We start from the raw sequence: 25,654 nt of genomic DNA, 5'->3' as shown, positions 1-25,654 counted from the left end.
AGAAATCCCTGTAATCCGGACGCCATAGCGCCCGGGTGAAAAATTACCAGGCGTAATAGATGTGTTCGGCGTGATCGCGCACGGCCGTTTCATCCTTCAGCAATCGCGCCGCAAGCGTCAGGGCAAAATCAAAGGCATGACCCAGCCCCTTTCCGCTGAGAAGATTGCGATCCTCCACGACGGGAGCATCGACGTAGAGGCCATCCTGCACCGTTTCCCATAAATCCCCCGAGCAGACGTAGCGGCGTCCCTTAAGAAGCTGATTTCCGCCCAGCACCCGCGCAGCAGCCGAGCAGATCGGACAGATGAGTTTCCCGGCCTCATCATGCGCCGCAACGAAACGTACCACCTCTTCACTGGCGGCCAGATTCACGCTGCCCTGTGGCCCACCAGGAAGCACCACCGCATCATAAAGCGTCGCTTTACGCTCGGTTAGCGTGCTGTCGGCCACCATAGGAATATTGTGATAACTCACCACCGCGCGCGACCCGGCACAGGCCAGCATCTCGACCTCAATTTGCATCCGCCGCAAAATATCGATAGTGATGATTGCTTCAGCTTCTTCAAAACCCGGTGCTAATAGCACCGCTACCTTTGCCATGTGGATTTCCTTAATTATCATGAATTAAAACAATGTTTCATATTCACAAAAAGACGCAGATCAAACTTGCACCTGGATCACACTTCCACTCTTTGCGTAAAAATGATGTAGCGCAATTTTTAAATTTTGACCCAAATCAAAAGAAAAGCTCCCTGAAAAATAACCCTGGAAAATAGCCTTATAAATCATTGATATAGAAATATTACCACTCCAAAACGTGCTTATAATACAGGATATATTGAATTAATATTATTATTTGTAATGGTTCGTAAAAACGACAGAATAAGAGTTTTCTTAATCAGCATGGCGCGCTATTCTAAATAATAATTGAAAGGAAGTGGATAACCGATCACATTCATGAAAGACACAGCGGATTTATTCTGTCTTTAACCCATGGAAATAAGGATATTACAATGACGACTCCAGTAATGGTGCAAAAGCTCAATACCCAGATGAATCTTGAATTCTATGCGTCGAATCTTTATTTGCATTTGAGCGACTGGTGTTCTGAGCACAGCCTTAACGGCACCGCGATGTTTCTTCGTTCCCAGGCACAAAGCAACGTCACCCAGATGATGCGCGTGTTTGAATTTATGAAGAAGGCCGGTGCAAATCCAATCGTTAAACCCATCGACATGTCAGATGAGGAGTACACATGCCTGGAAGAGTTATTTCAAAAAACCCTGGATGAGTACGATCGTCGTTGCAGCACCCTCAACGAACTGGCTGATGAAGCAAAAATCCTCAAAGACGATGCTACCCTGGATTTTTTGCATGATATGGGTAAAGAAAAGCTGCAGGACGGTGTTCTGCTTAAGACTATCCTCGATGAAGTTCGCAGCGCGAAACGTGCTGGTTTGTGCGCAGAGCAAACCGACCAGTATCTCGTCAACGTCGTGAATGAGCAAAAGCATTAACAACGAACGGGCCGCGCCCTCTTACCGTGTGGCGGCCCGTTCAAAATGTTAAATTTTGGTTAGCAACTCCTTGCTTTGATTGATATTTAACAAATCAGACATGGCTCTCACCCCATACACACACAAAATGTAATGATTTCGTCAATATCATTCTATTGACGAGGGTTACATGATCACCATTGAATTTGTTGTCATTATTCTTTGCCTGCTGGTCGGCACGCGTTTTGGCGGCATGGGTCTTGGGCTAATAAGCGGTATTGGCCTGTTCATTCTCAGTTTCGTATTTGGCTTACAGCCCGGCAAACCACCGGTAGACGTGATGTTGACCATACTGGCCGTGATTGGCTGTGCGGCGACATTGCAAACGGCTGGCGGGCTCAACGTGATGATGCAGTTTGCCGAGCGCCTGTTACGCCGTCATCCGCAGCATATTACCCTTCTCGCGCCGTTTACCACCTGGATGCTCACGTTTCTGTGCGGCACCGGCCATGTGGTGTACACCATGTTTCCGATTATTGCCGATATCGCTCTTAAAAAAGGGATACGCCCGGAACGCCCCATGGCCGTGGCCTCTATTGCCTCGCAAATGGCCATTACCGCCTCGCCGGTTTCCGTTGCGGTGGTCTCACTGGTGTCAATTATCGCCGCCCAGCATGGTTTAGGGCAGGCGTGGGGCATTCTGGAGATCCTGGCTGTCTCCGTGCCCGCGTCGCTTTTTGGCGTGACGATTGCCGCGCTCTGGAGCCTGCGTCGTGGAAAAGATCTGGCTGATGATGCTGAGTTTCAGGAGAAGCTGAAGGATCCTAAACAGCGCGAATTTATCTACGGCAGTACCGAGACCTTAATGAACCAGCGCTTTCCAAAACAGGCGTACTGGTCAACCTGGATCTTCTTTGCCGGTATTGCGGTAGTGGTGCTGCTGGGGGCCTTGCCAGAGCTGCGTCCGGCTTTTGAAATAAAGGGAAAGATGACCGCACTCTCCATGAATCTTGTGATTCAGATGATGATGTTAATTGCCGGCGCAATCATGCTGATCGCCTGTAAAGTCAACGCCTCGGCCATTTCCAGTGGTGCGGTCTTTAAAGCCGGGATGGTGGCTATCTTCTCGGTCTTTGGCGTGGCCTGGATGAGTGATACTTTCTTCCAGGCGCATCTGGATGAGCTGAAAATGGCGCTGGAAGGCGTCGTAAAAAGCCATCCCTGGACCTATGCCATCGTGCTTTTCCTGGTATCAAAACTGGTCAACAGCCAGGCCGCAGCATTAACAGCGGTCGCCCCAATGGGGCTGATGCTGGGCGTAGAGCCGAAGATGCTGATTGCCTTCTTCCCCGCCTCTTATGGCTATTTTGTCCTGCCCACCTACCCAAGCGACCTTGCCTGCATTGGCTTCGACCGCTCCGGTACGACGCGTATAGGCAAATTTATTATCAATCACAGCTTTATTTTGCCGGGGCTGATTGGCGTCAGTTGCGCCTGCGTGGCAAGTTATTTATTGGTTCAGACGTTCTTCTGATGGGCTTATCGGGCGGCCATTCTGCCGCCCAACGACGTTTGAAAAAAACGTATCAAATTTTAAAACATCGGTTTATTTTAATGAGACTCGCCCTGTGGCGTGAATCGCAGTTCAATAAGCGCGATCGCTTTTTGAATGGCGCGAAGCGTGACCGGGTCTGCTGCGGCAGGATGGTTGTTGAAATCGATATTTTTAAGCTGGGTGGACATTTTTTCACGCACTTCTACAGGCGCAATTACGTCGATGACATCCAGGATTTGTTTGATAACCAGCTGGCAGGCAACGACGTCAGAGACCAGTTCCTGATCGGCGCTAAGATTTTGAGACATAGACGGCTCCTTAATAAAAGGTCGTTATAGTAGCAAAATGCACGGCCTTTCATCCTCTTTCGTCAACCGCAAAGACAAAAAAACCTGCCGAAGCAGGTTTTTTTATCAGAACATCGCGCCTGGCGGGACGTCTTTGAAGGTGTTGCAGTAGTTAGCCCACATGCTTTTCAGGATTTTGCGCAGTTTCATGGTCTTGCTCCGGTAACTTGTTATGCAGGTGTTATTTTCTTTCCGCATATAATATGACCAGAGTCACAAAAATCAACCGTTATGTGATGCTCGTCACGGTTTAAAATTGACCAATGATGCTCTTATGTTAAAAAAAGCACCATGAATCCGTGAGTTACGAAAGTACAAATTACGGTAATTTTTTATAAAATTTTTTTAATGGCAGGAAGACAATGGCAGAAAACATCACCGGTAATGAACGTCGCGGTTTATCGCCTGCCGCACTGTTAGTTGCCGGCGCGTTCTTTATGGAATTTCTCGACGGGACGGTCATCGCCACTGCACTGCCCGATATGGCAAAAAGCTTTGGCGTGCAGGCTGTGGATCTTAACATTGGTATCAGCGCCTACCTGATTACGCTCGCGGTACTGATTCCAGCCAGCGGCTGGATAGCCGATCGCTTTGGCGCCCGTAAGGTATTCGCTATTGCGCTGGCGATTTTCACGTTGGCCTCGGTGTTCTGTGGTCTGTCGCGCACCGTTGATCAGTTTGTGGCAATGCGTGTCCTACAGGGCATGGGCGGCGCGCTGATGGTTCCGGTAGGAAGACTGGCCGTCCTGCGCACCACGCCCAAACATCTGTTGATAACCGCTATCGCTACCTTAACCTGGCCTGCACTGGTCGCCCCCATTATTGGCCCGCCGCTTGGGGGATTTATCACCCGCTATGCGGACTGGCGCTGGATCTTTTTTATTAATGTGCCCCTCGGCCTCGTGGCGATTATCCTTGCCCTGCGTATTATCCCCAATATCGTCGAGGAGACGCGCCGGCCGTTCGATATGCCGGGATTTGTCGCCACTTCTGTCGCGATGGTCAGTCTGGTATATGCGATGGAGTTATTAGGCGCAGCACATCCGCAGGGCGGATTGACCTTTGGCCTGCTGGCTACGGGTAGCCTGGCGCTGCTTTACGCCCTGCGGCATTTTCAAAAAACACCGTGGCCAATGATTCGGCTGGATGCCATGCAGGTGCCGACATTTCGCGTTACGATGTACGGCGGCTCGTTATTCCGCGCCTCGATTAGCGCCGTCCCTTTCCTGCTGCCGCTGATGTTTCAGGTAGGATTTGGAATGGATGCTTTCCGTTCGGGTTTACTGGTTCTGGCGGTCTTTGTCGGAAACCTGACGATTAAACCCGCCACCACGCCCCTGATTCGCTGGCTGGGATTCAGAAAACTGCTTCTGATCAATGGCGGTTTGAACGTCCTGTCACTGCTGGCCTGTGCCTTTTTAACCCCGCAAACACCGGTCTGGCTCATCATGTTGATTTTATATCTGGGCGGTGTTTTCCGTTCGATACAGTTTACGGCAGTGAGTACGCTGGCTTTCTCTGACGTGCCTTCAGCACAAATGAGCTATGCCAATACCCTCTTTTCAACCGCGACGCAGCTAGCCGTGGGTCTGGGGATTACGCTTGGGGCAATTGGGATCCGTATCGGTGAAAAAGTGAGTGAGATGACAGGGCTTGCCGCTGCGCCGGGAATGAGTTTCCGTCTGGCTTTCGCTGCAATCGCGCTGGTTTGTCTGGTTGGGATGTTTGATACCCTGCGGCTGGAAAAGGATGCCGGGAGCGCGGTATCTAAAAAACAGGGGTAGTCTACTGCTTTTGTTGTGCGGTCACTCCCTCATACATAAGGGAGTGACCCAAAGGTGAGCATTACGCCTGCTTACTCACCCGCTACGCTTAACCTACGATGCTGCGGACATAAGCTTCGATCTCTTTGTCCTGGCAGTTTTCGAAGAAGCACTCCTGGAAACGCTGCCCGGTCACCGCGGTTTTCACCAGTTCAGGATCAATCGCGCGCAGGGTATCGAGATAGTTCTCTTTCACCACGGCAGCTTTCACCTGATTCAGAATACCGGCGTTACGCACCTGCGGCTCTTTACGCTCTGGTGGGTAGCCTTCACCCTTACGGCCGGTAAAGGCTTTCTCAAAGATAAAGCGAACGTTCAGCTCTGCACCCCAGCCAAAGCCTTTGGCGAAAGGCAGGGCGAGCGCGTTACCGTTGTTAATCTGCGCAAACAGGAACGCATCCGCAGGATCGATACAGTAGCCACAGTTCACGCCCGGATGGATGTTCAGGGACATCAGTGCGCCCTGCCCCGTGCCACAACCGGTGACGACAAAATCGACCGCTTTAGAATTCAGTAAAATGCTTGCCATGATCCCCAGATGGATATAGGTCAGATGATGATCGTTTTCATCGCTCATCCCTACGTTGTACACCGGGAAGCCCTTCTCATCGGCAACCGCGTTAAGTTCATTAAGGATGACGGCGTTTTTGCTCGCCTGGCTGTTTTCCATCATTAATGCAATTTTCATTCTTGATCTCCTGAATGCTTGCGGGTTGCCCCGTCATGAGTCGCTGGTCAAGGTTAACATTACTACTTAGCAAACATACTTTCAAATTAAGTGAAAAAACGTTTTAAAAAATCAAGATGCGCTCACAATTTCACGCCATGCTGAGAAAGCGCTTAACGCAGGGAGATTGTGGCGAAACTGCTACGCACTCAGGATAGTGTTAGCTAGACTGCTATGAAAAGAGAATAAAAATGCACTGAGGATGGCCTGTGAATCTTCGTCGTAGGACGCTTCGCGTTACGCCGCTCTACTGGATTGTGTTAACCCTCGCTCTTTTCTGGGCCAGAGGCCCTTTCGCGCAAACCGTCTCTGACGACGCCGTGCCCGTATGGGTGTATGACGCCGACAGTTTTGAATTCTGGCGCACCCCTGACGGAAAAATAAACGGCTTTTACACCACGCTCGTGGCGGCGCTGAATCAGAAACTAGGCACCCATCTTGAACTCAACCCCTTATCCGGCCCTGAAATTGGCGCACGATTTAATGCCAGTGATTTTGGCGTCTATGCGGGCGTGCTGCGCACCGAGGCGCGTGCCCGCACCAAGGTTCTCTCATCACAGCTGTTTTCCAATGAAGTCGTCGCCGCCAGCCCTTCCATGACCGTCACCACCCCGGAGCAGCTTGCCAAAACCCGGGTGCTGTTCAGACAAAATGACGCCACGCTTGAGAGCGTACAAAAACGCTACCCCGACCTGACATTCCGATCCCTGCGTCTGGTTGCCACCAGTGAAGAGGCTTTTCGGCTGCTGGAGGAACATCAGGCTGATTTTTACATCAATGATGCCAGCGAGATGGAGAACACGCAGCGCTATTATCTCCTGTCCCGTCCCTTCCCGGAACTGCGCATCCCCGTCGTGCTCGGATTCAGTCCGGATTTAAAAGCGCTGCGTGACAAGATCAATACCTTTCTCGGTGACTGGTATCGCAGCGGTGAAATGCGAAAAGAGCTGGAAGAGAGTAAACGTCAGTATCTGCTGAGCCGGATCAGCATCTCAGCCGATGAAAAAGCCTGGCTGGCGCATAACCGTTTGCAGGTCTGGTTACCTGAAAACGAAAACTTTGCCCCGCTTATCTGGAAAGCGGGAACGACCCGGCACGGGACGGCAATCGACATGATTAATGATATGCGTGATTTACTGGGCATACCTGTCGAGGTTCATTACGTTGATCGTTATCTTCAGGCCCTGTCCACCCAGCACTGGCCGGTTCGTCTGGTCAATATTGCCGAACGGTCGGACGCCGAACATGCCGCGGGCCGTATCGGCCCTGAAATCGCCTGGCATAACGCCTATTACAACCGCATAGAGCAGCCTTTCCTCTGGGATGAAGAAACCATTCGGGGGCAGCGTGTGGGGGTCATTACCGGGTCGTTTTCGGCGCAGTATCTCCAGGACAGATTTGGCAATGACGTTGTGATTGTCGCCCGGGAAGGGAATAAAGCGCTTATTGATGCCATCGAAAACAACGAAATAGATTACATCCTGGGGGATTTAAGTTCGCTGGAATCCACCTTGCGGGGTAACGAGCTTTTCCGTGGCGTACTGAAGGTCGCCGGGGTGACGCGCTCGGAATTTATCATAGGCCCCTGGGTCGAACCGCACCATCCGCTCTCCCATTTGCTCACCCAGGTGAACCGCTTGTCGAGTTTCCGCACGCAGCTTGAACGTCACGAGGACCCGTCACAGCTCCCTTCGCTGACTAAAAACACCTTCAAATTCATCAGCGTGGTGTTGTTCATCGCAGCGCTTTTCAGCATTGGCATGCTGATCATGATGCGGCGACATATTAAAAAAAATCGCCTGATGAACCGCAATATCGTGCAGGCCCTCGAGAAAGTGAACCGGGCGCATGATGATGAGACCGGGAGCCATATCCAGCGCGTGGCGAAGTATTGCGGGCTGATGGCGCGCGGGCTCGATCTCCCGCGCAAGCTCATTCGCGAGATCGAACACTTTGCCTCCTTACACGACGTGGGGAAAATCGCCGTACCCGACCGCATTCTGCGTAAACAAGGTCCTCTGACCCCGCAGGAATTTAATGAGATGAAATTGCACACCATCAAGGGGTGGATGATTATTCAGGGGCTCGGGCTGGGTTCGGTAGCAGAAAATATCATTCACTACCATCATGAGAAATGGGACGGAAGTGGCTATCCGGAAGGACTGCGCGGCGAGAATATCCCGCTCGAGGCGCGCATACTGGCACTTGCAGATGTTTATGACGCGCTCCGGCAAAAGCGTATTTACAAGCCCGGATTCAGCCATGAAGAGGCATGCAAAGTTATTTTCGACGGTGACGGACGTCATTTTGATCCACAACTGATCATGCTGTTTCGACAGCAACATCTGCGGTTTAAGACAATCTTTGACAGCATGGCCGATTAACCGCACCGTGGCAAAGAGAAAGGGATGATTGTCAGGCTATTCTGCCCATTGTGCAGCCTGAAGGGCGGTAGGATAGTGTATCTTCTTATAGACAGAGCGAACCATGAAGAATGTAATCATCGCGGGAGCCCTCCTGCTGCTGGCAGGATGCACTATCACCCGTCAGGCCGAAGTCAGTCATGTGGATGCGCCAAATGGCGTTGTCAGGCTCAACTACAACCAGGCGATGTTGCAAAATGCGCGCTATGACGCCTACCTCACCAACGGGACAGCGACGCGTGAATGCCAGAGCATGGGCTATGCCACCGCCTCGTTCTACGGTGAGCCTATTAAAACCTGTTCACTCGTGAGCGGGTCCGTGTGCCTGAATGAAACCATGACCATTCAGTACAAATGTCTTGGCTATGCCACCAGGCCCGGTGCAAATCCCTGGTATTAACCGGTATGCTGCCGGTTCAAAACGGGCAGCATATTTAAATAAGAAGACGAACAATTCTCATTAGAATAAATAAATATCGCCAATGCGTTTTATTCCCATTCGTATTTTTAATAAATACTCTTTTTATTTTACCTTTTGCAAATAATTAAATAACAAATTATAGTGGCGGCCTTGCTGACCTATTTCTCATTTACGGAGCTGCACCCATGCTGAAAACTGAAATGATCGACAAGCTCAATGAACAAATGAACCTTGAGCTTTTTTCATCCCTGCTTTATCAACAAATGAGTGCCTGGTGCAGCTTCCACAGCTTTGAAGGCGCGGCAGCATTTCTGCGCCGCCACGCTCAGGAAGAGATGACGCATATGCAGCGTCTGTTTGACTATCTGGCCGATACCGGCAGCCTGCCGCGTATTAATCCGGTCGCCTCGCCGTTTGCTGAATACGCTTCTCTGGATGAATTATTCCGCGCAACCTACGAACATGAACAGCTGATTACGCAAAAGATTAATGAACTGGCCCATGCAGCAATGATGAGCCAGGATTATCCTACTTTTAATTTCCTGCAGTGGTATGTCGCCGAACAGCACGAGGAAGAGAAACTGTTTAAATCCGTGCTGGATAAATTATCCCTGGCGGGTAAATCGGGTGAAGGGCTGTACTTTATTGATAAAGAACTGTCGACGCTTGACGCTCAGAATTAATTATTGACGGTGCCGGTTACGGCACCGTATTTTTTAGTGGCGGCAAATTTTGCTTTCACTCGTTGAAAACCCCTTCTCTGCCGGAATAAATTTCCCTTTCGCTTTCAGAAACGCCACCAGCTCCGCTGCGGTCATGTTTTCTGCCGAACAGGTATGGAAACGCGCCGTTTCACCAAATCGTGTATGAATCGCCTTTTCCAGACTGCTTTCTGAATAGTGTTCACCGGACTCAATCATCATTGTGAGTACCGCGTGCCCGTGTATTGACGTCATGCTACCTCCCGATAAAAGAGCCATCCTAACGATGCGTATCCCCTCGTGCTTTGCGCTGGCTCAGGTTACCTCTCATCTGCTGAAACGGCACCTCTGAGGGCATCACGCGAGACGAGGCTCTACGTTGTAAATTTTTATGTACACGAGATGTAACGCCGATTTGACGAACAACCTCTTTTCCCTTACTCTGCGCCGCAGATTTTGTTGCGATATGGTATCGCTGTAGAGGAAATCGTGAAAAACAGAACCCTGGGAAGTATCTTTATCGTCGCAGGCACGACTATAGGCGCAGGAATGCTGGCAATGCCTTTAGCCGCTGCAGGCGTCGGCTTTAGCGTGACGTTGGTATTGTTAGGCTCGTTATGGGCGCTGATGTGTTACACCGCGCTCTTGCTGCTTGAGGTCTATCAGCATGTCCCGGCAGATACCGGGCTGGGGTCCCTGGCCGCCCGCTATCTTGGCCGTTACGGCCAGTGGGTCACCGGGTTTAGCATGATGTTCCTGATGTATGCGTTGACGGCCGCCTATATCAGCGGCGCCGGAGAACTCATTGCCTCCAGCATCAATGACTGGTTTGGTTCAGATATTACCCCGTCCACGGGGGTGATCTTCTTTACCTTAATTGGCGGCGGCGTAGTGAGCGTTGGCACGGCGCTGGTCGATCTCTTCAATCGTTTTCTGTTTAGCGCCAAGATCCTTTTCCTGGTGGTGATGCTGGTGCTGCTGGCACCGCATGTTCACAGTATAAACCTGTTGACCCTCCCTCTGGAAAAAGGGCTGGCGCTCTCCGCCATCCCGGTCATTTTTACCTCGTTTGGCTTTCACGGCAGCGTACCGAGCATCGTCAGTTATATGAACGGGGACATACGAAAACTGCGTCGCGTATTCGTGATCGGTAGCGCCATTCCTTTAGTTGCTTATCTCTTCTGGCAACTGGTGACGCTGGGCAGTATTGATTCAACGACGTTTCTGGGCCTAATGGCCGATCACTCTGGCCTGAATGGCTTCCTGATGGCGTTACGCGCCGTGGTCGCATCCCCTCACGTTGAGCTGGCGGTGCATCTGTTTGCCGACCTGGCGCTGGCCACCTCGTTCCTGGGGGTGGCTCTGGGTCTGTTCGACTATCTGGCGGATCTGTTCCAGCGTAAAAACAGCGTCGGCGGGCGTCTGCAGACCGCGGCGATCACCTTTTTGCCGCCCGTTGCGTTTGCGCTGTTTTATCCGCGTGGGTTTGTGATGGCGCTGGGTTACGCCGGCGTGGCGTTATCGATTCTTGCCCTGTTGCTTCCGTCGCTGCTGGCATGGAAAAGCCGTCAGCAGCACCAGAATGCCGGGTATCGCGTGGCCGGTGGAAAACCGCTGCTCTGCCTGGTCTTCGCCTGTGGCATTGCGGTCATTGTGGTGCAATTCTGTATTGCCGCGGGCCTGTTGCCTGAAGTGGGTTAAAAAAAACGGGCTACTCAGTAGCCCGTTTTTTATCAGTGGAGACAACAGCTTTTAAATTTCTTACCGCTGCCGCACGGACACGGATCGTTACGGCCAACCTTGACGCCATTCACAATGGGCTGCTGCAAAGCAGGCGCCTGGGGATTTGCTACCCAGTAGTTATATAAACGCAGTGCCGCAGGACGAATGCGCTCAATACTCCCGGCGTACTCCTCTTCCGTTAACGACTCCAGCTTTTCACTGTTTTCGAGGGTGCCGTGCAGGGCAATTGCCGCGAGGTCAGCCTGCAGTTCGTCAGGCAGGGCTGACCAGTCGGTCAGCGCTACGCCGCGCATGTAGCCGTAACACCACTCTTCGACGACCGTGTAGCTTTGCCCGTCGACGTCATTAATCCCAAATACCGGTTCGAACTGGTCGGGATAATCGCTCAGCCTCTCCGCAATATCATTCAAATGCTTAAAGCAAAGATCGATAAACCGGTTCATTTCACGATCGTTTTTCCAGCGCGGAATATATTTTTCTCCGCCCCACACCGCCACCAGCCAGGCATCCGGCTCTACCACAAAGGGGCCTGATAATAACGCGGTTAACATACCGTCAAGTTCGGATACATCAATCACGGATGCGTCTTCATGACCGTAGGACGTTAGGGTCTCTTCCAGCCACTCAAGTTCGCTTTCGTTTAATGGGCCTTCAGTCATTGCTGACACTCCTGAAAAAAAGAAAAGAATATTACCACACAACGCCAGCCAGCAGGAGAAGCACGCGCCTACTGCCGCTACCAGGCCTCTTAAGTATAAAGACCGCCAGTAATGATGATGCTTTTAAGTGCAAATCGTGACCGTTGCACAAGTTATGGGCTTTGTTGTAAACGGGATGTGATCCCTGCTGGAATTTCACCTTATCCCCGCAGGAGGCGTAAAACGGCGCTCTATACTCACAGTGTCGATAATTGGGCACGGGTTCAATCATTCTGGCCAGCATTTTGCTTAATGTCCCAGAGGTGAATACCAGTAAGGAAACCTCGCCGTTACCAGCAGCATATTGTCAGGCTGTCGTTCGTTTAGTGCATTTTGTTCTTGCGTTTGTTTTTGGATTGAATGCGCCGTCAGGCGTAAAGGTTATCCGTGGTGCAAAAACCTCTTAGCTAAGGAACATTACAATGTCGCTGAAATTAATCAGAACTCCCCTTTCGCTTTTACTGGCAGGCAGCCTGCTTACGGCGTTTTCCGCCCAGGCCGATATCGTGATTGGTATAGCCGGGCCGTTCACCGGCCCTAACGCGACCTATGGCGATCAATACTGGCACGGTGCCACCCAGGCCGCCGAAGATATCAATGCTGCGGGTGGGATCAACGGTGAGAAAATCAAGCTGGTTCAGGGGGATGATGCCTGTGAACCTAAACAGGCCGTCTCCGTAGCCAACCGCCTCGTGGATCAGGACAAAGTGAAAGCCGTAGTCGGTCATTTTTGTTCTTCGTCTACCATGCCGGCCTCAGAGGTCTATAACGATGCAGGCATTCTCGCCATCACCCCCGGCTCTACCAACCCGTTAATCACCGAGCGCGGCATGGAGGATATGTTCCGTATGTGCGGTCGCGATGACCAGCAAGGTCAGGTCGCCAGCGACTTTATCATTGATAAACTGCATGCCAAACGTGTGGCCATCATCCACGATAAAGATACCTATGGGCAAGGCCTGGCGGATGCCACAAAAGCGGCGCTGGCTAAGCGCGGCGTTAAAGACGTGATGTATGAAGGGCTATCCCGCGGTGAAAAAGATTTTAACGCGCTGGTCACCAAAATTGGCGCCCAGAAACCAGACGTGGTGTTCTTCGGGGGATGCCATCCGGAAGCCGGTCCCCTTGTCCGTCAGATGCGTGAGCAAGGCGTACAGGCGAAGTTCTTCTCCGGGGATTGTATCGTCAATGAAGAGATGGTTACCGCCGCGGGGGGAGCGCAATACACCAAGGGCATTTATATGACCTTCGGCAAAGATCCGCGTCTGATCCCGGACGGCAAAGCCGTTATCGAAAAATTCCGCGCCAGTAAATTTGAGCCAGAAGGCTACACCCTCTACTCCTACGCCTCTGTTCAGGCTATTGCTGCGGCTTTTAATGCCACCAAAAGCACCGACCCGGCCAAAGCCAGCGCCTGGTTAAAAGCCAACCCGGTCGAAACGGTCATGGGGAAAAAGGCCTGGGATGATAAAGGCGATCTGAAGGTGTCCGATTACGTCGTGTATCAGTGGGACGACAAAGGGAAATATCAGGAGGTCCAGTAACGCTCAGGCGTTACGCTCAACGCCGGTCCAGGACGACCGGTGCGATAACATCCCTGGCTGCACGGTTGTTTGATCGTGCAGCCTTTTATAAGAGCGCGCGATAATGAGTACATTCTTCCTGCAGCAGCTCATCAACGGGTTAACGCTGGGTTCGGTCTACGGACTGATCGCCATCGGGTACACCATGGTTTACGGCATTATCGGCATGATCAACTTCGCGCATGGCGAAGTGTATATGATCTCGGCCTACCTCTGCGCCATTGGTCTGGCGCTGCTTTCGTTCTTCGGCTTGCAGTCATTCCCTTTATTGATTCTCGGTACGCTGGTCTTCACCATCGTGGTCACGGGGGTATATGGCTGGACCATTGAGCGCATTGCCTATAAGCCGCTACGCAATTCAACACGCTTAGCGCCGCTGATCTCCGCAATTGGCATGTCTTTAATTCTGCAAAACTACGCGCAAATCAGCCAGGGTCCCCGGCAACAAGGTGTACCCACGATGCTGGACGGTGTCTTCCGGTTTCACCTGGGCGAAGGTTTTGTCCAGATAACCTATACCAAGGTCTTTATCCTGATTGCCTCGTTCGCGGGAATGTTATTGCTCACCTGGATAATCAACCGGACGCGTTTAGGCCGCATGTGTCGGGCGGTGCAGCAGGATCGGAAAATGGCCTCGATTCTGGGCATCAATACCGACCGTATCATTTCGCTGGTGTTTGTTATCGGTGCTGCTATGGCAGGGCTGGCAGGCGTACTCATCACGATGAACTACGGGACATTCGATTTTTACGCCGGATTTGTCATCGGCATCAAAGCCTTTACCGCCGCGGTGTTAGGTGGAATTGGATCGTTACCTGGCGCGATGCTGGGCGGGCTGATTTTGGGGATCGCCGAGGCACAGTTTTCCGGGATGGTGAATTCTGATTACAAGGATGTCTTCTCGTTTGGATTGCTGGTGGTAATCCTTATCTTCCGTCCTCAGGGACTGCTTGGACGACCGGTTGTCGCCAAAGTGTAAGAGAGTGAAATATGACATCGCAAGCGCATGCTCCCGACGGTTTTTCGCTACAACGCTGCGTGCTGGATAGCCTCTTTGCCGGCATGGTGGCGCTGATTATTTTCGGCCCCATTGCGGGCGTCGTGCTCGATGGCTACAGCTTCAATTTTGAAGGCAGGCGGTTAGCCTGGCTCGTTGCTATCGTGATGGCAGGCCGATTTATTCTGACGGCCTTTCTTTCTACGCGGACGGGCGTTCGCCTGCTGTCCCGTTTCGACGCTGATAATTTGGGCGTATACGTGCGCCCTCCCGGTTATAAAAGTCGGATGCGCTGGATCCTTCCTCTGGTCATCGCGCTGGCGGTCTGTTTCCCTTTTGTCGCCACAAAGTATGTCCTCACGGTTGCGATTCTCGGTTTGATTTACGTGTTACTCGGGCTGGGATTAAACATTGTGGTGGGTCTGGCGGGGCTACTCGACCTAGGATACGTCGCCTTTTATGCCATTGGCGCCTACGGGCTGGCGCTGGGCTACCAGTATCTCGGGCTGGGTTTCTGGACAATGCTGCCGCTGGCGGCCCTGTTAGCCGCAGCCGCGGGCGCACTGCTGGGATTTCCGGTCTTACGTATGCATGGCGATTATCTGGCCATCGTCACGCTAGGCTTTGGCGAAATCATCCGGCTCGTCCTGAACAACTGGCTCACCTTTACCGGGGGACCGAACGGCATTTCAGCCCCGCCACCCACCTTTTTTGGGCTGGAGTTCGGGCGGCGCGCCAAAGAAGGCGGCACGCCTTTTCATGAGTTTTTTCATCTTACGTATAACCCCAACCTGAAGTTTATCTTCATCTACGCCGTACTGTTGCTGGTGGTGTTACTGGTGTTGTTTATCAAGCATCGTCTGACACGCATGCCAATCGGTCGGGCCTGGGAAGCACTGCGTGAAGATGAAATCGCCTGCCGCTCAATGGGATTAAATCACGTTCTGGTGAAGCTTTCGGCCTTTACGCTGGGCGCGTCCACGGCCGGTATTGCAGGCGTGTTCTTCGCCACCTACCAGGGTTTTGTCAACCCGACGTCTTTTACGTTCTTTGAGTCTGCACTGATCCTTGCCATCGTGGTGCTGGGCGGCATGGGGTCCACGCTGGGTGTGGTGCTGGCGGCGTTTGTCCTCACCGTTACGCCGGAACTCCTGCGCAGCTTCGCTGAGTATCGCGTACTTCTGTTCGGCGTGCTGATGGTGGTGATGATGATTTGGCGACCGCGAGGACTGATACGTATTAACCGCAGCGGATTCGCGGTGCGTAAGGGAGTGGCGCCATGAACGGGACGATACTGAGTGTCGAACATCTGATGATGCACTTTGGCGGGATCAAAGCCCTGAACGATGTCACTTTGTCAGTACAGCGCGGGTCAATCACGGCTCTGATAGGGCCAAACGGTGCAGGTAAAACGACGGTATTTAACTGCCTGACCGGTTTTTACAAAGCCTCTGGCGGCGCGATTCATTTCTCCACGCGTAGCAAAACCACGAACGTTATCCAGATCCTGGGACAAAAATTCCAGCCTGGCGACTGGCTAAACCCGGCGCAGTTCGGACAGCGTCTCTTCTACAAAATGTTTGGCGGCACGCATCTGGTGAACCGCGCCGGGCTGGCGCGTACCTTTCAGAACATCCGTTTATTCCGGGAGATGTCGGTGGTAGAGAACCTGCTTGTGGCTCAGCATATGCGCGTCAACCGCAATCTGCTGGCCGGGGTGCTGAACACCCCCGGCTACCGAAAAGCGGAAAGCGACGCGCTGGACCGCGCCTTCTACTGGCTGGAGGTGGTGGACCTGGTCGATTGCGCTAACCGCCTGGCAGGAGAAATGTCATACGGGCAACAGCGTCGGCTCGAAATTGCGCGAGCAATGTGTACCGGACCGGAGATGATTTGTCTGGATGAGCCGGCGGCCGGGCTGAATCCGGTAGAGACACGCACGCTGAGTAAAATCATCCGTTTCTTGCGCGACCAGCATGGCATCACGGTTCTTCTCATTGAGCATGATATGGGGATGGTGATGGACATATCGGATCATATCATTGTGCTCGACCATGGCGATGTGATTGCCCAGGGAACGCCCGAGCACATCCAGCATAACGAGAAAGTCATTGCCGCTTATCTTGGCACTGACGAAAGCGAGGTCAGTTTATGAGTGAGCCGATGCTGGAGTTTCGCAACGTGGATGTCTTCTACGGGGTGATTCAGGCGCTAAAGCAGGTCTCGTTACAGGTAAACAAAGGGGAAACCGTCGCGCTGATCGGTGCCAATGGGGCGGGAAAATCGACGCTCCTGATGTCTATATTTGGTCAGCCGCGCATCCGTCAGGGGCAGATTTTATTCTGCGGGGACGACATCAGCCATCGCTCAACGCATTATGTCGCCTCGGGCGGGATTGCGCAGGCCCCGGAAGGACGCCGTATTTTTCCGGATATGACCGTCGAAGAGAATTTGCTGATGGGCACCATACCCATAGGCAACCAGTACGCCGCCCAGGATTTGCAGAGCATGTTCGAGCTCTTTCCCCGGCTCAAAGAGCGCCGTAAACAACGGGCAATGACCATGTCCGGCGGCGAACAGCAAATGCTGGCCATCGCCCGCGCCCTGATGAGCCGACCGAAACTGCTATTGCTGGACGAGCCGAGCCTGGGGCTTGCCCCTATCGTGGTAAAACAGATCTTCCAGACGCTGCGGGAGCTTGCGCGAAACGGCATGACCATCTTTCTCGTTGAGCAAAACGCGCATCATGCGCTGTCGCTGTCCGATCGCGGCTACGTGATGGTTAACGGGCAGATCCGCCTGGCAGGCAGCGGCCAGGAATTGCTGGGCAATCAGGAGGTGCGTAAAGCGTATCTTGGTGGGGTTTAGGCGCGCATTGAATGGGAAGCTCACGTGAGTCGCCGGGCTCAGGTCAAAAAACCCCATAAAAAAACCACCTTCCGGTGGTGTGTACGACACTGCTTATCATTGATTTTATTCAATTTTTTCCATGGTAGATAGCCAGACCTTCGAACATATCGCCGCCCGGTGAGTTGATTTTCACCGTAATGTCGGCGCCGTTCATCGCCCGAAGCGCACCGGCAATACGTTTAGCGGTTACCCCTTCGCCCCATTAGTCCTGCCCGATAACATCAAACACAGAAATGCTGTTATCCGCTTGAACCAGTACTTTTCCTGCTTGTTAAAATGCTTCGGAATTTGGGGGACGCCAGAGGGATGTTTTGGCTCTGCCTTGTTCAAGGCCCGTTTAGATGGGCTACCCTTTAACAAACGCAGTGCCGTCGGGGTTCTCGGCGGTCCTGACATGATTGAAAACTCCTATTAATCGATCTTACTTGTGAGATGAACTTTTGCCGAAATAAAACGCTTGCCCACCGAAGGCTCGCCAGCACTAAACTGACGTCTCCAAAGGCTCATTTCACAGGTTAGGGTTCGGTGTGTTTGTGGTCATGCTCTGCCATTTCGGGTGACAGTTCTTCCTGGGGTTTGTCATGCCCCAATAGAAAAGCCCGACCGAATTCTGGCTCTTGATTGGATATGTTATGCTTCAAAGCAACTTGTAAGGAGGCAGGCTATGCACATTAATACCAGGTACAGACTTGGAGCTCTGCTCTACCTCATGGCGGCATATGCTGTTGCTCTGCCATTGATGGCATTTATATTTGATGTGGTGATTGGCGGTAGCCTTATTGATATATGGAAAGGTTCTTATTCCTTCTCTGAATTGTTTTACCATCGCGAGGATCTTTATCTCATGATGGCAGGGCTAGGTGCTGCCATAGGATTTGTCTACTGGCTCTTTTTTTACAGAAAATACCAGCACTACGATCCCATGGATAAATACTTTAAGTAGTTACTGACAGTGACTGGTGATGTATTCCTGTAGCACTCTCAAGGCTGACTGGTCTTGCCTGATTCCGGATCGGATACCGAGAAGGTTTCGTCCAGCAAAGTCAAAGAGTTCGACGGTGGTATCATGGCCCATGCTGGAGGCGCTGGCGGCTTAGGTTGAGGCTGGCACTGGACGGCGGCCTATGACGAGCACCCGACCACCATTATCAAGCTTGCGCTGCAGAGCATCATTTTCGGCTTTCGCATCGGCTTATTCCTTCGTGTATTTGGCATCGAGCGCAGCAACGTCACGCTGCCGCGTCTGCATGTCGGTCATGGTCGCGTTCGCCAGGCTGAGCATCTCAGTCGCTTTGTCGCGCTGCTCTTTGTAGGTGATGGCGTTGTCGCGGTCAGGAAATTGGAAATTTCAGGTCATAAAAATGCCTCGCAAACGGCGAGATATAACAGGAAAATTTCTGTAGTGCCGGTGGTTGGGGGGCAGTAATGCCCTCTTCTTGTGGCGAAGCTGAATGGCGAAAGAATGGCGAATGGCGAAAATCAGGCAATAAAAAAACCACCTTTCGGTGGTTTGTACGACACTGCTTATTGCTTTGATTATTCTACTTTTCCCATGGTACCCGGAGCGAGACTTGAACTCGCACAGCGCGAACGCCGAGGGATTTTAAATCCCTTGTGTCTACCGATTCCACCATCCGGGCTCGGGAAGAAATTGGAGGCGCGTTCCGGAGTCGAACCGGACTAGACGGATTTGCAATCCGCTACATAACCGCTTTGCTAACGCGCCTTAAATCTTGTGTCTTACGACGAGCACCCGCTGTTGCCGATGCTTTTAATTTGGAGCGGGAAACGAGACTCGAACTCGCGACCCCGACCTTGGCAAGGTCGTGCTCTACCAACTGAGCTATTCCCGCTTGTCATCAGGCAATTACCTAATCACTTGATTTCATTATCGTCTGGCAAACTGTGCCGCCGTTCGATGCGTTGCATTCTACTTATATGACGTTTTGAGTCAACGTTATTTTTTGCTTAGCCCGATCGTTTGCTGAAAATTACGTCGAAACGATCACTGTTCAAGCAAATCGCCGCGCGAGGCGTTCAGATATTGCAGCATGGACCACAGCGTCAGAACCGCCGCAACCCACAACAGGCCAATACCCGCCCACTCTACCCACTCGTTTGGACGCCACAGCATCCACACCAGCGAGGCCATCTGCGCGGTGGTTTTTACTTTACCGATCCAGGAGACTGCCACGCTGCTGCGTTTGCCCAGTTCCGCCATCCATTCACGCAGCGCCGAAATAATGATTTCACGTGCAATCATGGTGGCGGCTGGCAGCGTAACCCACCAGGTGTGGTAATACTCGGCTACCAGCACCATAGCAATGGCCACCATCACTTTATCGGCCACAGGGTCCAGGAATGCGCCAAAGCGCGTGCTTTGATTCCAGCGACGCGCCAGATACCCGTCAAACCAGTCCGTTACCGCTGCAACAAGGAAGATCAGCGCACATGCGAACGGTGCCCATGTAAACGGCAGATAAAACGCCAGTACAAAGAACGGGATAAGCACGACGCGAAAAAGCGTGAGTAACGTAGGGATATTAAATCGCATGATGACGGTAACTGTCTGTTGTCAGTAAAATTTAGCTCTATGTTGCTACAGAGCGATCAATGTTTCAACGAGTAGTAGATCTTTTCTGCCAGGGCTTGCGAAATACCCGGCACTTTTGCAATTTCTTCTGTGCTGGCATTGAGTAAGCCTTGCAATCCACCCATATACTTCAGCAGCATTTGCCGGCGTTTTGGCCCCACGCCTTCAATCGTTTCAAGTGTACTGGTGTTTTTAACTTTCGCCCGTTTTTTGCGATGTCCGCTAATAGCGTGATCGTGTGATTCATCGCGAATATGCTGGATGACATGTAACGCGGGGGAATCCGGCGGCAGATTAAACCCCTCCCCTTCGGGTTCAAAAAAGAGCGTTTCCAGACCCGCTTTACGATCGGTCCCCTTCGCCACGCCCAGTAATAAGGGGTGATGTTTGTCCCAGGGCACATCCAGCTCGGCGAAAACAGCTTTCGCCTGACCAAGCTGCCCTTTGCCGCCGTCGATGAGGATCACATCAGGAATTTTGCTCTCTTCGATGGCCTTACCGTAGCGACGTCGCAACACCTGATTCATGGCTGCATAGTCATCGCCTGGGGTAATACCGGTAATGTTATAGCGGCGATATTCTGCACGCACCGGGCCATTAGCATCGAAGACGACACAGGAGGCCACCGTCTGCTCACCCATCGTATGGCTGATATCGAAACACTCCATCCGCCTGACCTCAGGCATTTTAAGCAGCGTCGCCAGCGCAGCCAGGCGCTGATGAATGGTGGACTGCTGGGATAATTTCGTGGTCAGCGCCGTGGCAGCGTTCGTCCGCGCCAGTTTTAAATAGCGTGCGCGATCGCCTCGCGGTCGGGTCTGCACATTGACGCGGCGGCCTGCCAGCTGCGACAGTGATTCTGCAAGCAGGGTTTTATCCTCCAGGTTAAAATCGAGAAGGATTTCCGCGGGCAGCGTGCGCATCTGGCTGCCCTGCAGATAGAATTGCCCGACAAAAGTCTCGACCACTTCACCGGATTCCGTGCCACCCGGCACTTTTGGGAAATAGCTTCGGCTGCCCAGTACCTTACCCTGGCGAATAAACAGCACGTGCACGCAGGCCAGGCCTGCGTCAAAGGCCACCCCGATCACGTCCAGATCGTCTCCGGTATTTGAGACAAACTGTTTCTCCGTCACCCGGCGTACGGCCTGAATTTGATCGCGGATTCGCGCGGCCTCTTCAAAGGCCAGCGCCTGGCTGGCTTTTTCCATTCGGCTTATCAGCTGCGTCAGCACCTGATCGTCCTTCCCCGCAAGGAACAGGCGTACATATTCTACCTGCTGCGCATACTCTTCCTCGCTCACCAGCCCAGCCACGCATGGCCCCAGACAGCGGCCAATCTGATATTGCAGGCACGGCCGCGAACGGTTGCGATAGACGCTGTTTTCACACTGGCGCACCGGGAAGATCTTTTGCAGTAGCGCCAGCGTCTCACGCACGGCATAGCCATTGGGGAAGGGACCGAAGTATTCACCTTTGGCGTGTTTCGCACCGCGGTGAACGGCCAGCCGTGGATGCGTGTCGCCGCTCAGGAAGATGAAGGGATAGGATTTGTCGTCACGCAGCAGCACGTTGTATCGCGGCTGATAGAGCTTGATGTAGTTATGCTCAAGCAGCAACGCTTCCGTCTCTGTATGGGTGACGGTCACGTCGATATGCTGGATAAGCGCCACCAGCGCTTCTGTCTTGCGCGAGGCAAGATTGCTGCGGAAGTAGCTGGAAAGCCGTTTCTTCAGGTCTTTCGCTTTACCGACATAGATAACCGTCCCGCCAGCGTCATACATCCGGTAGACGCCAGGCTGGCTGGTGACGGTTTTAAGAAATGATTTTGAATCGAACACATCACTCACTGACTTATTAACGACTCCGCATTGCACAGACCATGACGAATGGCCAGGTGAGTGAGTTCGACATCGCCATGAATGTTCAGTTTACTGAACATACGATAGCGGTAGCTGTTCACCGTTTTCGGGCTGAGATTAAGCTGTTCGGAAATCTCATTCACCTTCTGACCTTTAGTAATCATCAGCATAATCTGCAATTCACGCTCAGACAAACTGGCGAACGGTGATTCAGTTTTATCTGGCTCAATTTGGCTTAGCGCCATCTGTTGAGCGATATCAGAGGCGATGTAACGCTGACCCGCATACACGGAGCGGATAGCATTGACCACTTCCTGGGGCGCAGCACCTTTACTCAGATAGCCCGCAGCCCCCGCCTGCATCACTTTAGCGGGCAGCGGGTTTTCGGTGTGTACAGTCAGCATGATGACTTTGGTATCGACGAACGCGCGCGCGATTTTACGGGTGGCTTCAAGCCCACCGATGCCCGGCATGTTCATGTCCATCAACACCACGTCTGCGGAGTTAGCGCGACACCATTTCACGGCATCTTCGCCGCAACAGGCCTCACCTGCGACTTTAATACCCTTTATATCTTCAAGAATGCGACGTATCCCTGCGCGCACCAGTTCGTGGTCATCAACAAGAAGGACGTTGATCAAAGGAAACTCTCCAGAATAGGGATAACGCAACTGACAGCGAAGTGGCTATATATTACCGTTTTTCATCGCAAGATTAAAACGTTAAAAAATGCGCATGTCGATTTTGCTCTCGGTTTTGGAAATTAGACTGTACGCAAAGTGGAAAGCGTGACCCAGGAAATTAGCGGCCCTGCGGCAAACTTTAGCTTTGTGTGTTCAGAAAGTTACGATAAAAGTCGAATACTTAGCAGTCCAAAAACAGAACAAATATTTTTGTAACAATAATTAACTACCGACTTACTCAGTATAAACAATTTATCCTGAATGACCGATTTTTAAAGGTTAACCTTATTTTTTGTTTATCCCAATGAACAAACAGAACAAAAGTACAAAAATCAACCTCTGCTTTTTTTTAGCTGGCTTGTGGTATACTCCGCCGCCATAACTTTCATCGTTGCGCAAAGCACGGTTTTATAATGAGGAAAAACACATGAGCACACCTGAATTCGCCACTGCAGAAAATAACCAAGAACTGGCGCAGGAGATCTCCTGCCTGAAAGCGCTGCTTACCCTGATGCTGCAGGCAATGGGTCAGGCTGATGCGGGACGTGTGATCCTTAAAATGGAAAAACAAATCGCGCTGCTGGAAGATGAAGCTCAGGCGAATGTTTTTAACAGCACGGTTAAGCAAATTAAACAAGCTTACCGCCAGTAAAAAGGAAACGGCTGAACGCATCGCCTTCAGCCGTTTTCGTGTCTGACACGCAGAACAGGTGTTCAGTCAGATAAGCCCCGTTGCTGCAGCATAACAGGCTATCTGTGTCTTGTTCGGTGCATTAAATTTCTTCTGCATATTCTTTTGATGGAAATTCACCGTATTTTCAGAAATTGAAAGAATAATCGCAATTTCAGCCGACGTTTTCCCTTCAGCCGTCCATTTCAGTATTTCTTTCTCACGCTTGCTGAATTTCATCTCAGGTGGCATCACCGTCTCATGCTCCAGCCGCAGCAGTGCAGTTAATGCCATTTGCACCAGCATTTGTAATCGAAGTTCTATTTCTTCGTTATTCATCATTTTGCCAAACTGACTGGCACGGGACACTGACAGGAATCCTAAGGCATGGTTTGGCAGCATCAGACACTGTGTAATACCTTTGCGCAGACCATGATCCCGCGCGCCGTCCCACAAGGCCTGCGCATCGGCGAATAACTCATCGGTCCAGGGAAGATGCCCGTGAATAAAGTTTTCACGGCGTAACACCGGATCGATGGCGAAATAGTTTTCTGACTTGTAATGTGACATCCACGCCGCCGGGTAGCTGGAGTGCACCGAGACTTTAGGCCGGGTGAATGGAACGGGATGACGCACACAAAGTGAGAAATAATCAAATTCGAGTATTTGTGTCTGTCGTTGAAGTTCGAGATATATCTCGTCGGCTGTGGCCATTTCCTGAAACGTGAGGAAGCAATCCCGTCGCCATGTGAAAAAGTCTGAATCCCTCATACTGACTAAATGAAGCCCCTGATAAAATATTCATTATTATGGTGAATACAAACTAACACATAAAACTTATTTATTAATACAAAATATCGGAGCGGATGATAATTCATCCACCTTTCATCAGGTTTATCGCAGCTAAGTGGAATAAATGCGCATTTCAATTCCGTTTAGGGAAAGATAATTTGCTCCGCAAGCGCGTTCCGGAGCAAATTTACTCGATAATGCTACTGCAGAAGAAACTTCTCAAGGAACTGACGCGTGCGCGGCTGCTGTGGATTGGTAAACAACGCTGTAGCGGGCCCCTGCTCCACAATGCGTCCCTGATCCATGAAGATCGCCCGATCCGCCACGTCTCTGGCGAAGCTCATTTCATGGGTGACGATGACCATCGTGCGTTTTTCCAGCGCTAACTGACGAATGGCATTAAGCACTTCCCCCACCAGCTCAGGATCCAGCGCCGAGGTCGGTTCATCAAACAGAATCACATCAGGTCGCATCGCCAGCGCGCGGGCAATGGCAACACGCTGCTGCTGCCCACCGGACAGACGGCGCGGGTAGCTGGTCTCTTTGCCGGATAACCCCACCTTGGCTAACAGTTCACGGGCGCGCGCTGTCGCCTCGTCTTTCGGTTCGCCTTTAACGATGACCGGGCCTTCAATAATATTCTCCATCACCGTGCGGTGCGGGAAAAGATTGAAGCTCTGAAACACAAAGCCGACATGCTGACGCAAACGACGAATCAGCCCTTTCTGCTGACTGAAAGACTTAGCAGCATCAATGGTGATCTCACCCACGCGGATGGTGCCCGCCTCGGGCTGCTCCAGCAGGTTAATGCTGCGCAGGAGCGTGGTTTTACCAGAGCCACTTGGGCCGATAATCGCCACCACTTCTCCCTGTTGCACCTCCAGGTCGATGCCGTGCAAGACCGTTTGTCCGTGAAATTTTTTAACCAGGTTTTTGACGTCGATAGCATTCATTTCGGATCACGCTCCTGGCGATTAAGCTGATTTTCAAAATAGTTTTGCAGCGTCGACAGTACCGTCGCCATGACCCAGTAAATCAATGACGCCGCCAGATACATCGTAAATACTTCCAGCGTGCGCGAGGTGATTAACTGCGCCTGACGGAACAACTCAGGTACCTGAATCGTCGCCGCCAGCGAGGTATCTTTCACCAGGCTGATAAAGCTGTTGCTGAGCGGCGGGAGCGCCACCCGCGCGGCCTGCGGTAAAATAGCGCGGCGCAGCGTTTGCCACGGCGTCATGCCTATACTGGCAGCGGCTTCCCATTGGCCTTTATCGATCGACGAAATAGCGGCGCGCAAGGTTTCCGAAGCGTAGGCCGCGGTATTCAGCGACAGGCCGATCATCGCTGCCGGAATCGGATCCAGCTCGACACCAAACTGCGGCAATCCGTAGTAGATCATAAACAGCTGGGCAATCAGCGGGGTTCCGCGAAAAATCGAGATATAGCAACGCGCCAGCCAGCGAACGGGCCAGATGGCTGACATACGCATCAGGGCCAGAATAAAGCCCAGCAGCAGGCCAAAGAACATCCCGCCCAACGAGAGTTGTAGGGTAAATACCGCGCCTTTAAGCAGGTACGGGAGAGAATCAATAATGAGCTGAATACTTTCTTGCATGAGTCTTGTTC

General features: G+C 52.0%; 26 protein-coding genes, 3 tRNA genes and 5 pseudogenes. 16 read left to right on the top strand and 18 right to left on the bottom strand.

The annotated features are described in order from the left end of the window. Window positions 1–43: 43 nt before the first annotated feature. Window positions 44–601 (bottom strand): DJ-1 family glyoxalase III, encoded by a 558-nt coding sequence (locus tag LZP96_RS09175; protein WP_064326557.1) that lies wholly within the window; start codon window positions 599–601, stop codon window positions 44–46. 413 nt (window positions 602–1,014) lie between these two features. Here LZP96_RS09175 and LZP96_RS09170 point away from each other — a divergent pair, with 413 nt between their 5' ends. Continuing rightward, on the top strand, window positions 1,015–1,518 hold the full coding sequence (locus LZP96_RS09170) for a non-heme ferritin-like protein (protein WP_064326558.1): 504 nt from the start codon (window positions 1,015–1,017) through the stop codon (window positions 1,516–1,518). Window positions 1,519–1,687: 169 nt separating this feature from the next. Then, on the top strand, window positions 1,688–3,031 hold the full coding sequence (locus tag LZP96_RS09165) for an anaerobic C4-dicarboxylate transporter (protein WP_064326559.1): 1,344 nt from the start codon (window positions 1,688–1,690) through the stop codon (window positions 3,029–3,031). 77 nt (window positions 3,032–3,108) lie between these two features. Here the strand turns inward: LZP96_RS09165 and LZP96_RS09160 are convergent, their stop codons facing one another. Together LZP96_RS09160 and azuC are read right to left on the bottom strand one after the other, a co-directional pair. Continuing rightward, on the bottom strand, window positions 3,109–3,360 hold the full coding sequence (locus LZP96_RS09160) for a DUF2766 family protein (protein WP_064326560.1): 252 nt from the start codon (window positions 3,358–3,360) through the stop codon (window positions 3,109–3,111). Between the two features lie 105 nt (window positions 3,361–3,465). Further along, window positions 3,466–3,549, bottom strand: coding sequence for a stress response protein AzuC (gene azuC / locus LZP96_RS09155; protein WP_014832437.1), 84 nt, complete (start codon window positions 3,547–3,549; stop codon window positions 3,466–3,468). A 212-nt stretch (window positions 3,550–3,761) separates the two neighbouring features. On the opposite strand from azuC, the gene LZP96_RS09150 reads away from it, so the two are divergent. Beyond that, on the top strand, window positions 3,762–5,183 hold the full coding sequence (locus LZP96_RS09150) for an MFS transporter (RefSeq protein WP_064326561.1): 1,422 nt from the start codon (window positions 3,762–3,764) through the stop codon (window positions 5,181–5,183). Window positions 5,184–5,271: 88 nt separating this feature from the next. On the opposite strand, the gene LZP96_RS09145 is transcribed toward LZP96_RS09150, so the two are convergent. Further along, a complete protein-coding gene (locus LZP96_RS09145; RefSeq protein ID WP_064326562.1) occupies window positions 5,272–5,910 on the bottom strand; it encodes an RpiB/LacA/LacB family sugar-phosphate isomerase in 639 nt (212 codons plus the stop codon). A 248-nt stretch (window positions 5,911–6,158) separates the two neighbouring features. On the opposite strand from LZP96_RS09145, the gene LZP96_RS09140 reads away from it, so the two are divergent. The 3 genes from LZP96_RS09140 (at window position 6,159) to ftnA (ending at window position 9,476) form a co-directional block, all read left to right on the top strand. Further along, complete coding sequence (locus LZP96_RS09140; RefSeq protein ID WP_064326563.1) at window positions 6,159–8,333, top strand: HD domain-containing phosphohydrolase; 2,175 nt, start codon at window positions 6,159–6,161, stop codon at window positions 8,331–8,333. Between the two features lie 103 nt (window positions 8,334–8,436). Then, window positions 8,437–8,772, top strand: coding sequence for a YecR family lipoprotein (gene yecR, locus LZP96_RS09135; protein WP_064326564.1), 336 nt, complete (start codon window positions 8,437–8,439; stop codon window positions 8,770–8,772). A gap of 206 nt (window positions 8,773–8,978) precedes the next feature. Then, window positions 8,979–9,476 (top strand): non-heme ferritin, encoded by a 498-nt coding sequence (gene ftnA / locus LZP96_RS09130; protein ID WP_064326565.1) that lies wholly within the window; start codon window positions 8,979–8,981, stop codon window positions 9,474–9,476. Between the two features lie 33 nt (window positions 9,477–9,509). On the opposite strand, the gene LZP96_RS09125 is transcribed toward ftnA, so the two are convergent. Further along, a complete protein-coding gene (locus LZP96_RS09125; RefSeq protein ID WP_064326566.1) occupies window positions 9,510–9,749 on the bottom strand; it encodes a YecH family metal-binding protein in 240 nt (79 codons plus the stop codon). Window positions 9,750–9,983: 234 nt separating this feature from the next. Here LZP96_RS09125 and tyrP point away from each other — a divergent pair, with 234 nt between their 5' ends. Next, window positions 9,984–11,195 carry a tyrosine transporter TyrP gene (gene tyrP / locus LZP96_RS09120; RefSeq protein WP_064326567.1) on the top strand — a complete coding sequence of 404 codons (1,212 nt, stop codon included), beginning with the start codon at window positions 9,984–9,986 and terminating at the stop codon, window positions 11,193–11,195. A gap of 32 nt (window positions 11,196–11,227) precedes the next feature. Here the strand turns inward: tyrP and LZP96_RS09115 are convergent, their stop codons facing one another. Then, window positions 11,228–11,896, bottom strand: a complete 669-nt coding sequence (locus LZP96_RS09115; RefSeq protein WP_064326568.1) for a YecA/YgfB family protein — start codon at window positions 11,894–11,896, stop codon at window positions 11,228–11,230. 461 nt (window positions 11,897–12,357) lie between these two features. Here LZP96_RS09115 and LZP96_RS09110 point away from each other — a divergent pair, with 461 nt between their 5' ends. The 5 genes from LZP96_RS09110 to LZP96_RS09090 all read left to right on the top strand — a co-directional run bounded on the left by LZP96_RS09110 (window position 12,358) and on the right by LZP96_RS09090 (window position 17,383). After that, window positions 12,358–13,479, top strand: a complete 1,122-nt coding sequence (locus LZP96_RS09110) for a branched-chain amino acid ABC transporter substrate-binding protein (RefSeq protein ID WP_064326569.1) — start codon at window positions 12,358–12,360, stop codon at window positions 13,477–13,479. 103 nt (window positions 13,480–13,582) lie between these two features. After that, window positions 13,583–14,497 (top strand): ABC transporter permease subunit, encoded by a 915-nt coding sequence (locus LZP96_RS09105; RefSeq protein WP_064326570.1) that lies wholly within the window; start codon window positions 13,583–13,585, stop codon window positions 14,495–14,497. A gap of 11 nt (window positions 14,498–14,508) precedes the next feature. After that, complete coding sequence (gene livM, locus LZP96_RS09100) at window positions 14,509–15,798, top strand: high-affinity branched-chain amino acid ABC transporter permease LivM (protein ID WP_064326571.1); 1,290 nt, start codon at window positions 14,509–14,511, stop codon at window positions 15,796–15,798. Beyond that, window positions 15,795–16,670 (top strand): ABC transporter ATP-binding protein, encoded by an 876-nt coding sequence (locus LZP96_RS09095; protein ID WP_064326572.1) that lies wholly within the window; start codon window positions 15,795–15,797, stop codon window positions 16,668–16,670. The genes livM and LZP96_RS09095 overlap by 4 nt, the downstream gene beginning before the upstream one ends. Continuing rightward, window positions 16,667–17,383 (top strand): ABC transporter ATP-binding protein, encoded by a 717-nt coding sequence (locus LZP96_RS09090; RefSeq protein WP_064326573.1) that lies wholly within the window; start codon window positions 16,667–16,669, stop codon window positions 17,381–17,383. Before LZP96_RS09095 ends, LZP96_RS09090 begins: the two co-directional genes overlap by 4 nt. A gap of 121 nt (window positions 17,384–17,504) precedes the next feature. On the opposite strand, the pseudogene LZP96_RS09085 reads toward LZP96_RS09090, so the two are convergent. Both LZP96_RS09085 and LZP96_RS09080 read right to left on the bottom strand, forming a co-directional pair. Continuing rightward, window positions 17,505–17,669: pseudogene (locus LZP96_RS09085) on the bottom strand (ATP-dependent Clp protease proteolytic subunit); the annotation flags it as partial. Beyond that, a pseudogene (locus LZP96_RS09080) lies at window positions 17,666–17,821 on the bottom strand (phage terminase small subunit P27 family); the annotation flags it as partial. The pseudogenes LZP96_RS09085 and LZP96_RS09080, both read right to left, overlap by 4 nt. A 268-nt stretch (window positions 17,822–18,089) precedes the next feature. Between LZP96_RS09080 and LZP96_RS09075 the strand changes: the two are divergent. Next, window positions 18,090–18,368: a hypothetical protein gene (locus LZP96_RS09075; protein ID WP_064326574.1), complete on the top strand. Its 279-nt coding sequence runs from the start codon at window positions 18,090–18,092 to the stop codon at window positions 18,366–18,368. Here the strand turns inward: LZP96_RS09075 and LZP96_RS24205 are convergent. Then, window positions 18,369–18,755 (bottom strand): annotated as a pseudogene (locus tag LZP96_RS24205) (lysis protein); the annotation flags it as partial. Window positions 18,756–18,761: 6 nt separating this feature from the next. Between LZP96_RS24205 and LZP96_RS09060 the strand changes: the two are divergent. Continuing rightward, window positions 18,762–18,851 (top strand): annotated as a pseudogene (locus tag LZP96_RS09060) (site-specific integrase); the annotation flags it as partial. A 127-nt stretch (window positions 18,852–18,978) separates the two neighbouring features. Here LZP96_RS09060 and LZP96_RS09055 read toward each other — a convergent pair. From LZP96_RS09055 to uvrY, 6 genes are all read right to left on the bottom strand, one after another. Next, a tRNA-Leu gene (locus LZP96_RS09055) sits at window positions 18,979–19,065 on the bottom strand. Window positions 19,066–19,077: 12 nt separating this feature from the next. Next, window positions 19,078–19,151, bottom strand: a tRNA-Cys gene (locus LZP96_RS09050). 51 nt (window positions 19,152–19,202) lie between these two features. Then, a tRNA-Gly gene (locus LZP96_RS09045) sits at window positions 19,203–19,278 on the bottom strand. A gap of 152 nt (window positions 19,279–19,430) precedes the next feature. Continuing rightward, entirely contained in the window at window positions 19,431–19,979 is a 549-nt protein-coding gene (pgsA, locus tag LZP96_RS09040; protein WP_064326575.1) for a CDP-diacylglycerol--glycerol-3-phosphate 3-phosphatidyltransferase, read from the bottom strand. Window positions 19,980–20,035: 56 nt separating this feature from the next. Further along, a complete protein-coding gene (gene uvrC / locus LZP96_RS09035) occupies window positions 20,036–21,868 on the bottom strand; it encodes an excinuclease ABC subunit UvrC (protein WP_064326576.1) in 1,833 nt (610 codons plus the stop codon). After that, window positions 21,865–22,521 carry a UvrY/SirA/GacA family response regulator transcription factor gene (gene uvrY, locus LZP96_RS09030; protein WP_064326577.1) on the bottom strand — a complete coding sequence of 219 codons (657 nt, stop codon included), beginning with the start codon at window positions 22,519–22,521 and terminating at the stop codon, window positions 21,865–21,867. The genes uvrC and uvrY overlap by 4 nt, the downstream gene beginning before the upstream one ends. Window positions 22,522–22,887: 366 nt before the next feature. Between uvrY and LZP96_RS24280 the strand changes: the two are divergent. Both LZP96_RS24280 and LZP96_RS09025 read left to right on the top strand, forming a co-directional pair. Beyond that, a pseudogene (locus LZP96_RS24280) lies at window positions 22,888–22,977 on the top strand (hypothetical protein); the annotation flags it as partial. A gap of 13 nt (window positions 22,978–22,990) precedes the next feature. Continuing rightward, window positions 22,991–23,215 carry a DUF2594 family protein gene (locus tag LZP96_RS09025; protein WP_064326578.1) on the top strand — a complete coding sequence of 75 codons (225 nt, stop codon included), beginning with the start codon at window positions 22,991–22,993 and terminating at the stop codon, window positions 23,213–23,215. A 66-nt stretch (window positions 23,216–23,281) separates the two neighbouring features. Here LZP96_RS09025 and sdiA read toward each other — a convergent pair whose 3' ends face one another. The 3 genes from sdiA to tcyL form a co-directional block, all read right to left on the bottom strand. Continuing rightward, entirely contained in the window at window positions 23,282–24,004 is a 723-nt protein-coding gene (gene sdiA, locus LZP96_RS09020; RefSeq protein WP_064326579.1) for a quorum-sensing transcriptional regulator SdiA, read from the bottom strand. Window positions 24,005–24,225: 221 nt separating this feature from the next. Then, the gene (tcyN, locus tag LZP96_RS09015) at window positions 24,226–24,978 is read right to left on the bottom strand and encodes an L-cystine ABC transporter ATP-binding protein TcyN (protein ID WP_064326580.1); all 753 of its coding nucleotides are present in this window, start codon (window positions 24,976–24,978) and stop codon (window positions 24,226–24,228) included. After that, the gene (gene tcyL, locus LZP96_RS09010) at window positions 24,975–25,643 is read right to left on the bottom strand and encodes a cystine ABC transporter permease (protein ID WP_064326581.1); all 669 of its coding nucleotides are present in this window, start codon (window positions 25,641–25,643) and stop codon (window positions 24,975–24,977) included. Before tcyL ends, tcyN begins: the two co-directional genes overlap by 4 nt. Window positions 25,644–25,654 lie beyond the last annotated feature (11 nt).

This window comes from Huaxiibacter chinensis, from assembly GCF_022171985.1.
Classification (GTDB): Bacteria; Pseudomonadota; Gammaproteobacteria; order Enterobacterales; family Enterobacteriaceae; genus Enterobacter; species Enterobacter chinensis_A.
The sequence above is the reverse complement of the archived record's forward strand: the minus strand, read 5'-3'. Positions and strand labels throughout refer to the sequence as shown.

What these genes read in the sequence shown, in the direction of transcription:
- LZP96_RS09160 (WP_064326560.1), bottom strand. Translation starts at nt 3,360, where the DNA reads ATGTCTCAAAATCTTAGCGCCGATCAGGAACTGGTCTCTGACGTCGTT.
- yecR (WP_064326564.1), top strand. Translation starts at nt 8,437, where the DNA reads ATGAAGAATGTAATCATCGCGGGAGCCCTCCTGCTGCTGGCAGGATGC.
- tcyN (WP_064326580.1), bottom strand. Translation starts at nt 24,978, where the DNA reads ATGAATGCTATCGACGTCAAAAACCTGGTTAAAAAATTTCACGGACAA.
- ftnA (WP_064326565.1), top strand. Translation starts at nt 8,979, where the DNA reads ATGCTGAAAACTGAAATGATCGACAAGCTCAATGAACAAATGAACCTT.
- livM (WP_064326571.1), top strand. Translation starts at nt 14,509, where the DNA reads ATGACATCGCAAGCGCATGCTCCCGACGGTTTTTCGCTACAACGCTGC.
- LZP96_RS09105 (WP_064326570.1), top strand. Translation starts at nt 13,583, where the DNA reads ATGAGTACATTCTTCCTGCAGCAGCTCATCAACGGGTTAACGCTGGGT.
- LZP96_RS09145 (WP_064326562.1), bottom strand. Translation starts at nt 5,910, where the DNA reads ATGAAAATTGCATTAATGATGGAAAACAGCCAGGCGAGCAAAAACGCC.
- tcyL (WP_064326581.1), bottom strand. Translation starts at nt 25,643, where the DNA reads ATGCAAGAAAGTATTCAGCTCATTATTGATTCTCTCCCGTACCTGCTT.
- LZP96_RS09025 (WP_064326578.1), top strand. Translation starts at nt 22,991, where the DNA reads ATGAGCACACCTGAATTCGCCACTGCAGAAAATAACCAAGAACTGGCG.
- LZP96_RS09095 (WP_064326572.1), top strand. Translation starts at nt 15,795, where the DNA reads ATGAACGGGACGATACTGAGTGTCGAACATCTGATGATGCACTTTGGC.
- pgsA (WP_064326575.1), bottom strand. Translation starts at nt 19,979, where the DNA reads ATGCGATTTAATATCCCTACGTTACTCACGCTTTTTCGCGTCGTGCTT.
- LZP96_RS09170 (WP_064326558.1), top strand. Translation starts at nt 1,015, where the DNA reads ATGACGACTCCAGTAATGGTGCAAAAGCTCAATACCCAGATGAATCTT.
- LZP96_RS09115 (WP_064326568.1), bottom strand. Translation starts at nt 11,896, where the DNA reads ATGACTGAAGGCCCATTAAACGAAAGCGAACTTGAGTGGCTGGAAGAG.
- LZP96_RS09090 (WP_064326573.1), top strand. Translation starts at nt 16,667, where the DNA reads ATGAGTGAGCCGATGCTGGAGTTTCGCAACGTGGATGTCTTCTACGGG.
- azuC (WP_014832437.1), bottom strand. Translation starts at nt 3,549, where the DNA reads ATGAAACTGCGCAAAATCCTGAAAAGCATGTGGGCTAACTACTGCAAC.
- LZP96_RS09125 (WP_064326566.1), bottom strand. Translation starts at nt 9,749, where the DNA reads ATGACGTCAATACACGGGCACGCGGTACTCACAATGATGATTGAGTCC.
- LZP96_RS09110 (WP_064326569.1), top strand. Translation starts at nt 12,358, where the DNA reads ATGTCGCTGAAATTAATCAGAACTCCCCTTTCGCTTTTACTGGCAGGC.
- sdiA (WP_064326579.1), bottom strand. Translation starts at nt 24,004, where the DNA reads ATGAGGGATTCAGACTTTTTCACATGGCGACGGGATTGCTTCCTCACG.
- LZP96_RS09165 (WP_064326559.1), top strand. Translation starts at nt 1,688, where the DNA reads ATGATCACCATTGAATTTGTTGTCATTATTCTTTGCCTGCTGGTCGGC.
- LZP96_RS09075 (WP_064326574.1), top strand. Translation starts at nt 18,090, where the DNA reads ATGCACATTAATACCAGGTACAGACTTGGAGCTCTGCTCTACCTCATG.
- LZP96_RS09150 (WP_064326561.1), top strand. Translation starts at nt 3,762, where the DNA reads ATGGCAGAAAACATCACCGGTAATGAACGTCGCGGTTTATCGCCTGCC.
- LZP96_RS09175 (WP_064326557.1), bottom strand. Translation starts at nt 601, where the DNA reads ATGGCAAAGGTAGCGGTGCTATTAGCACCGGGTTTTGAAGAAGCTGAA.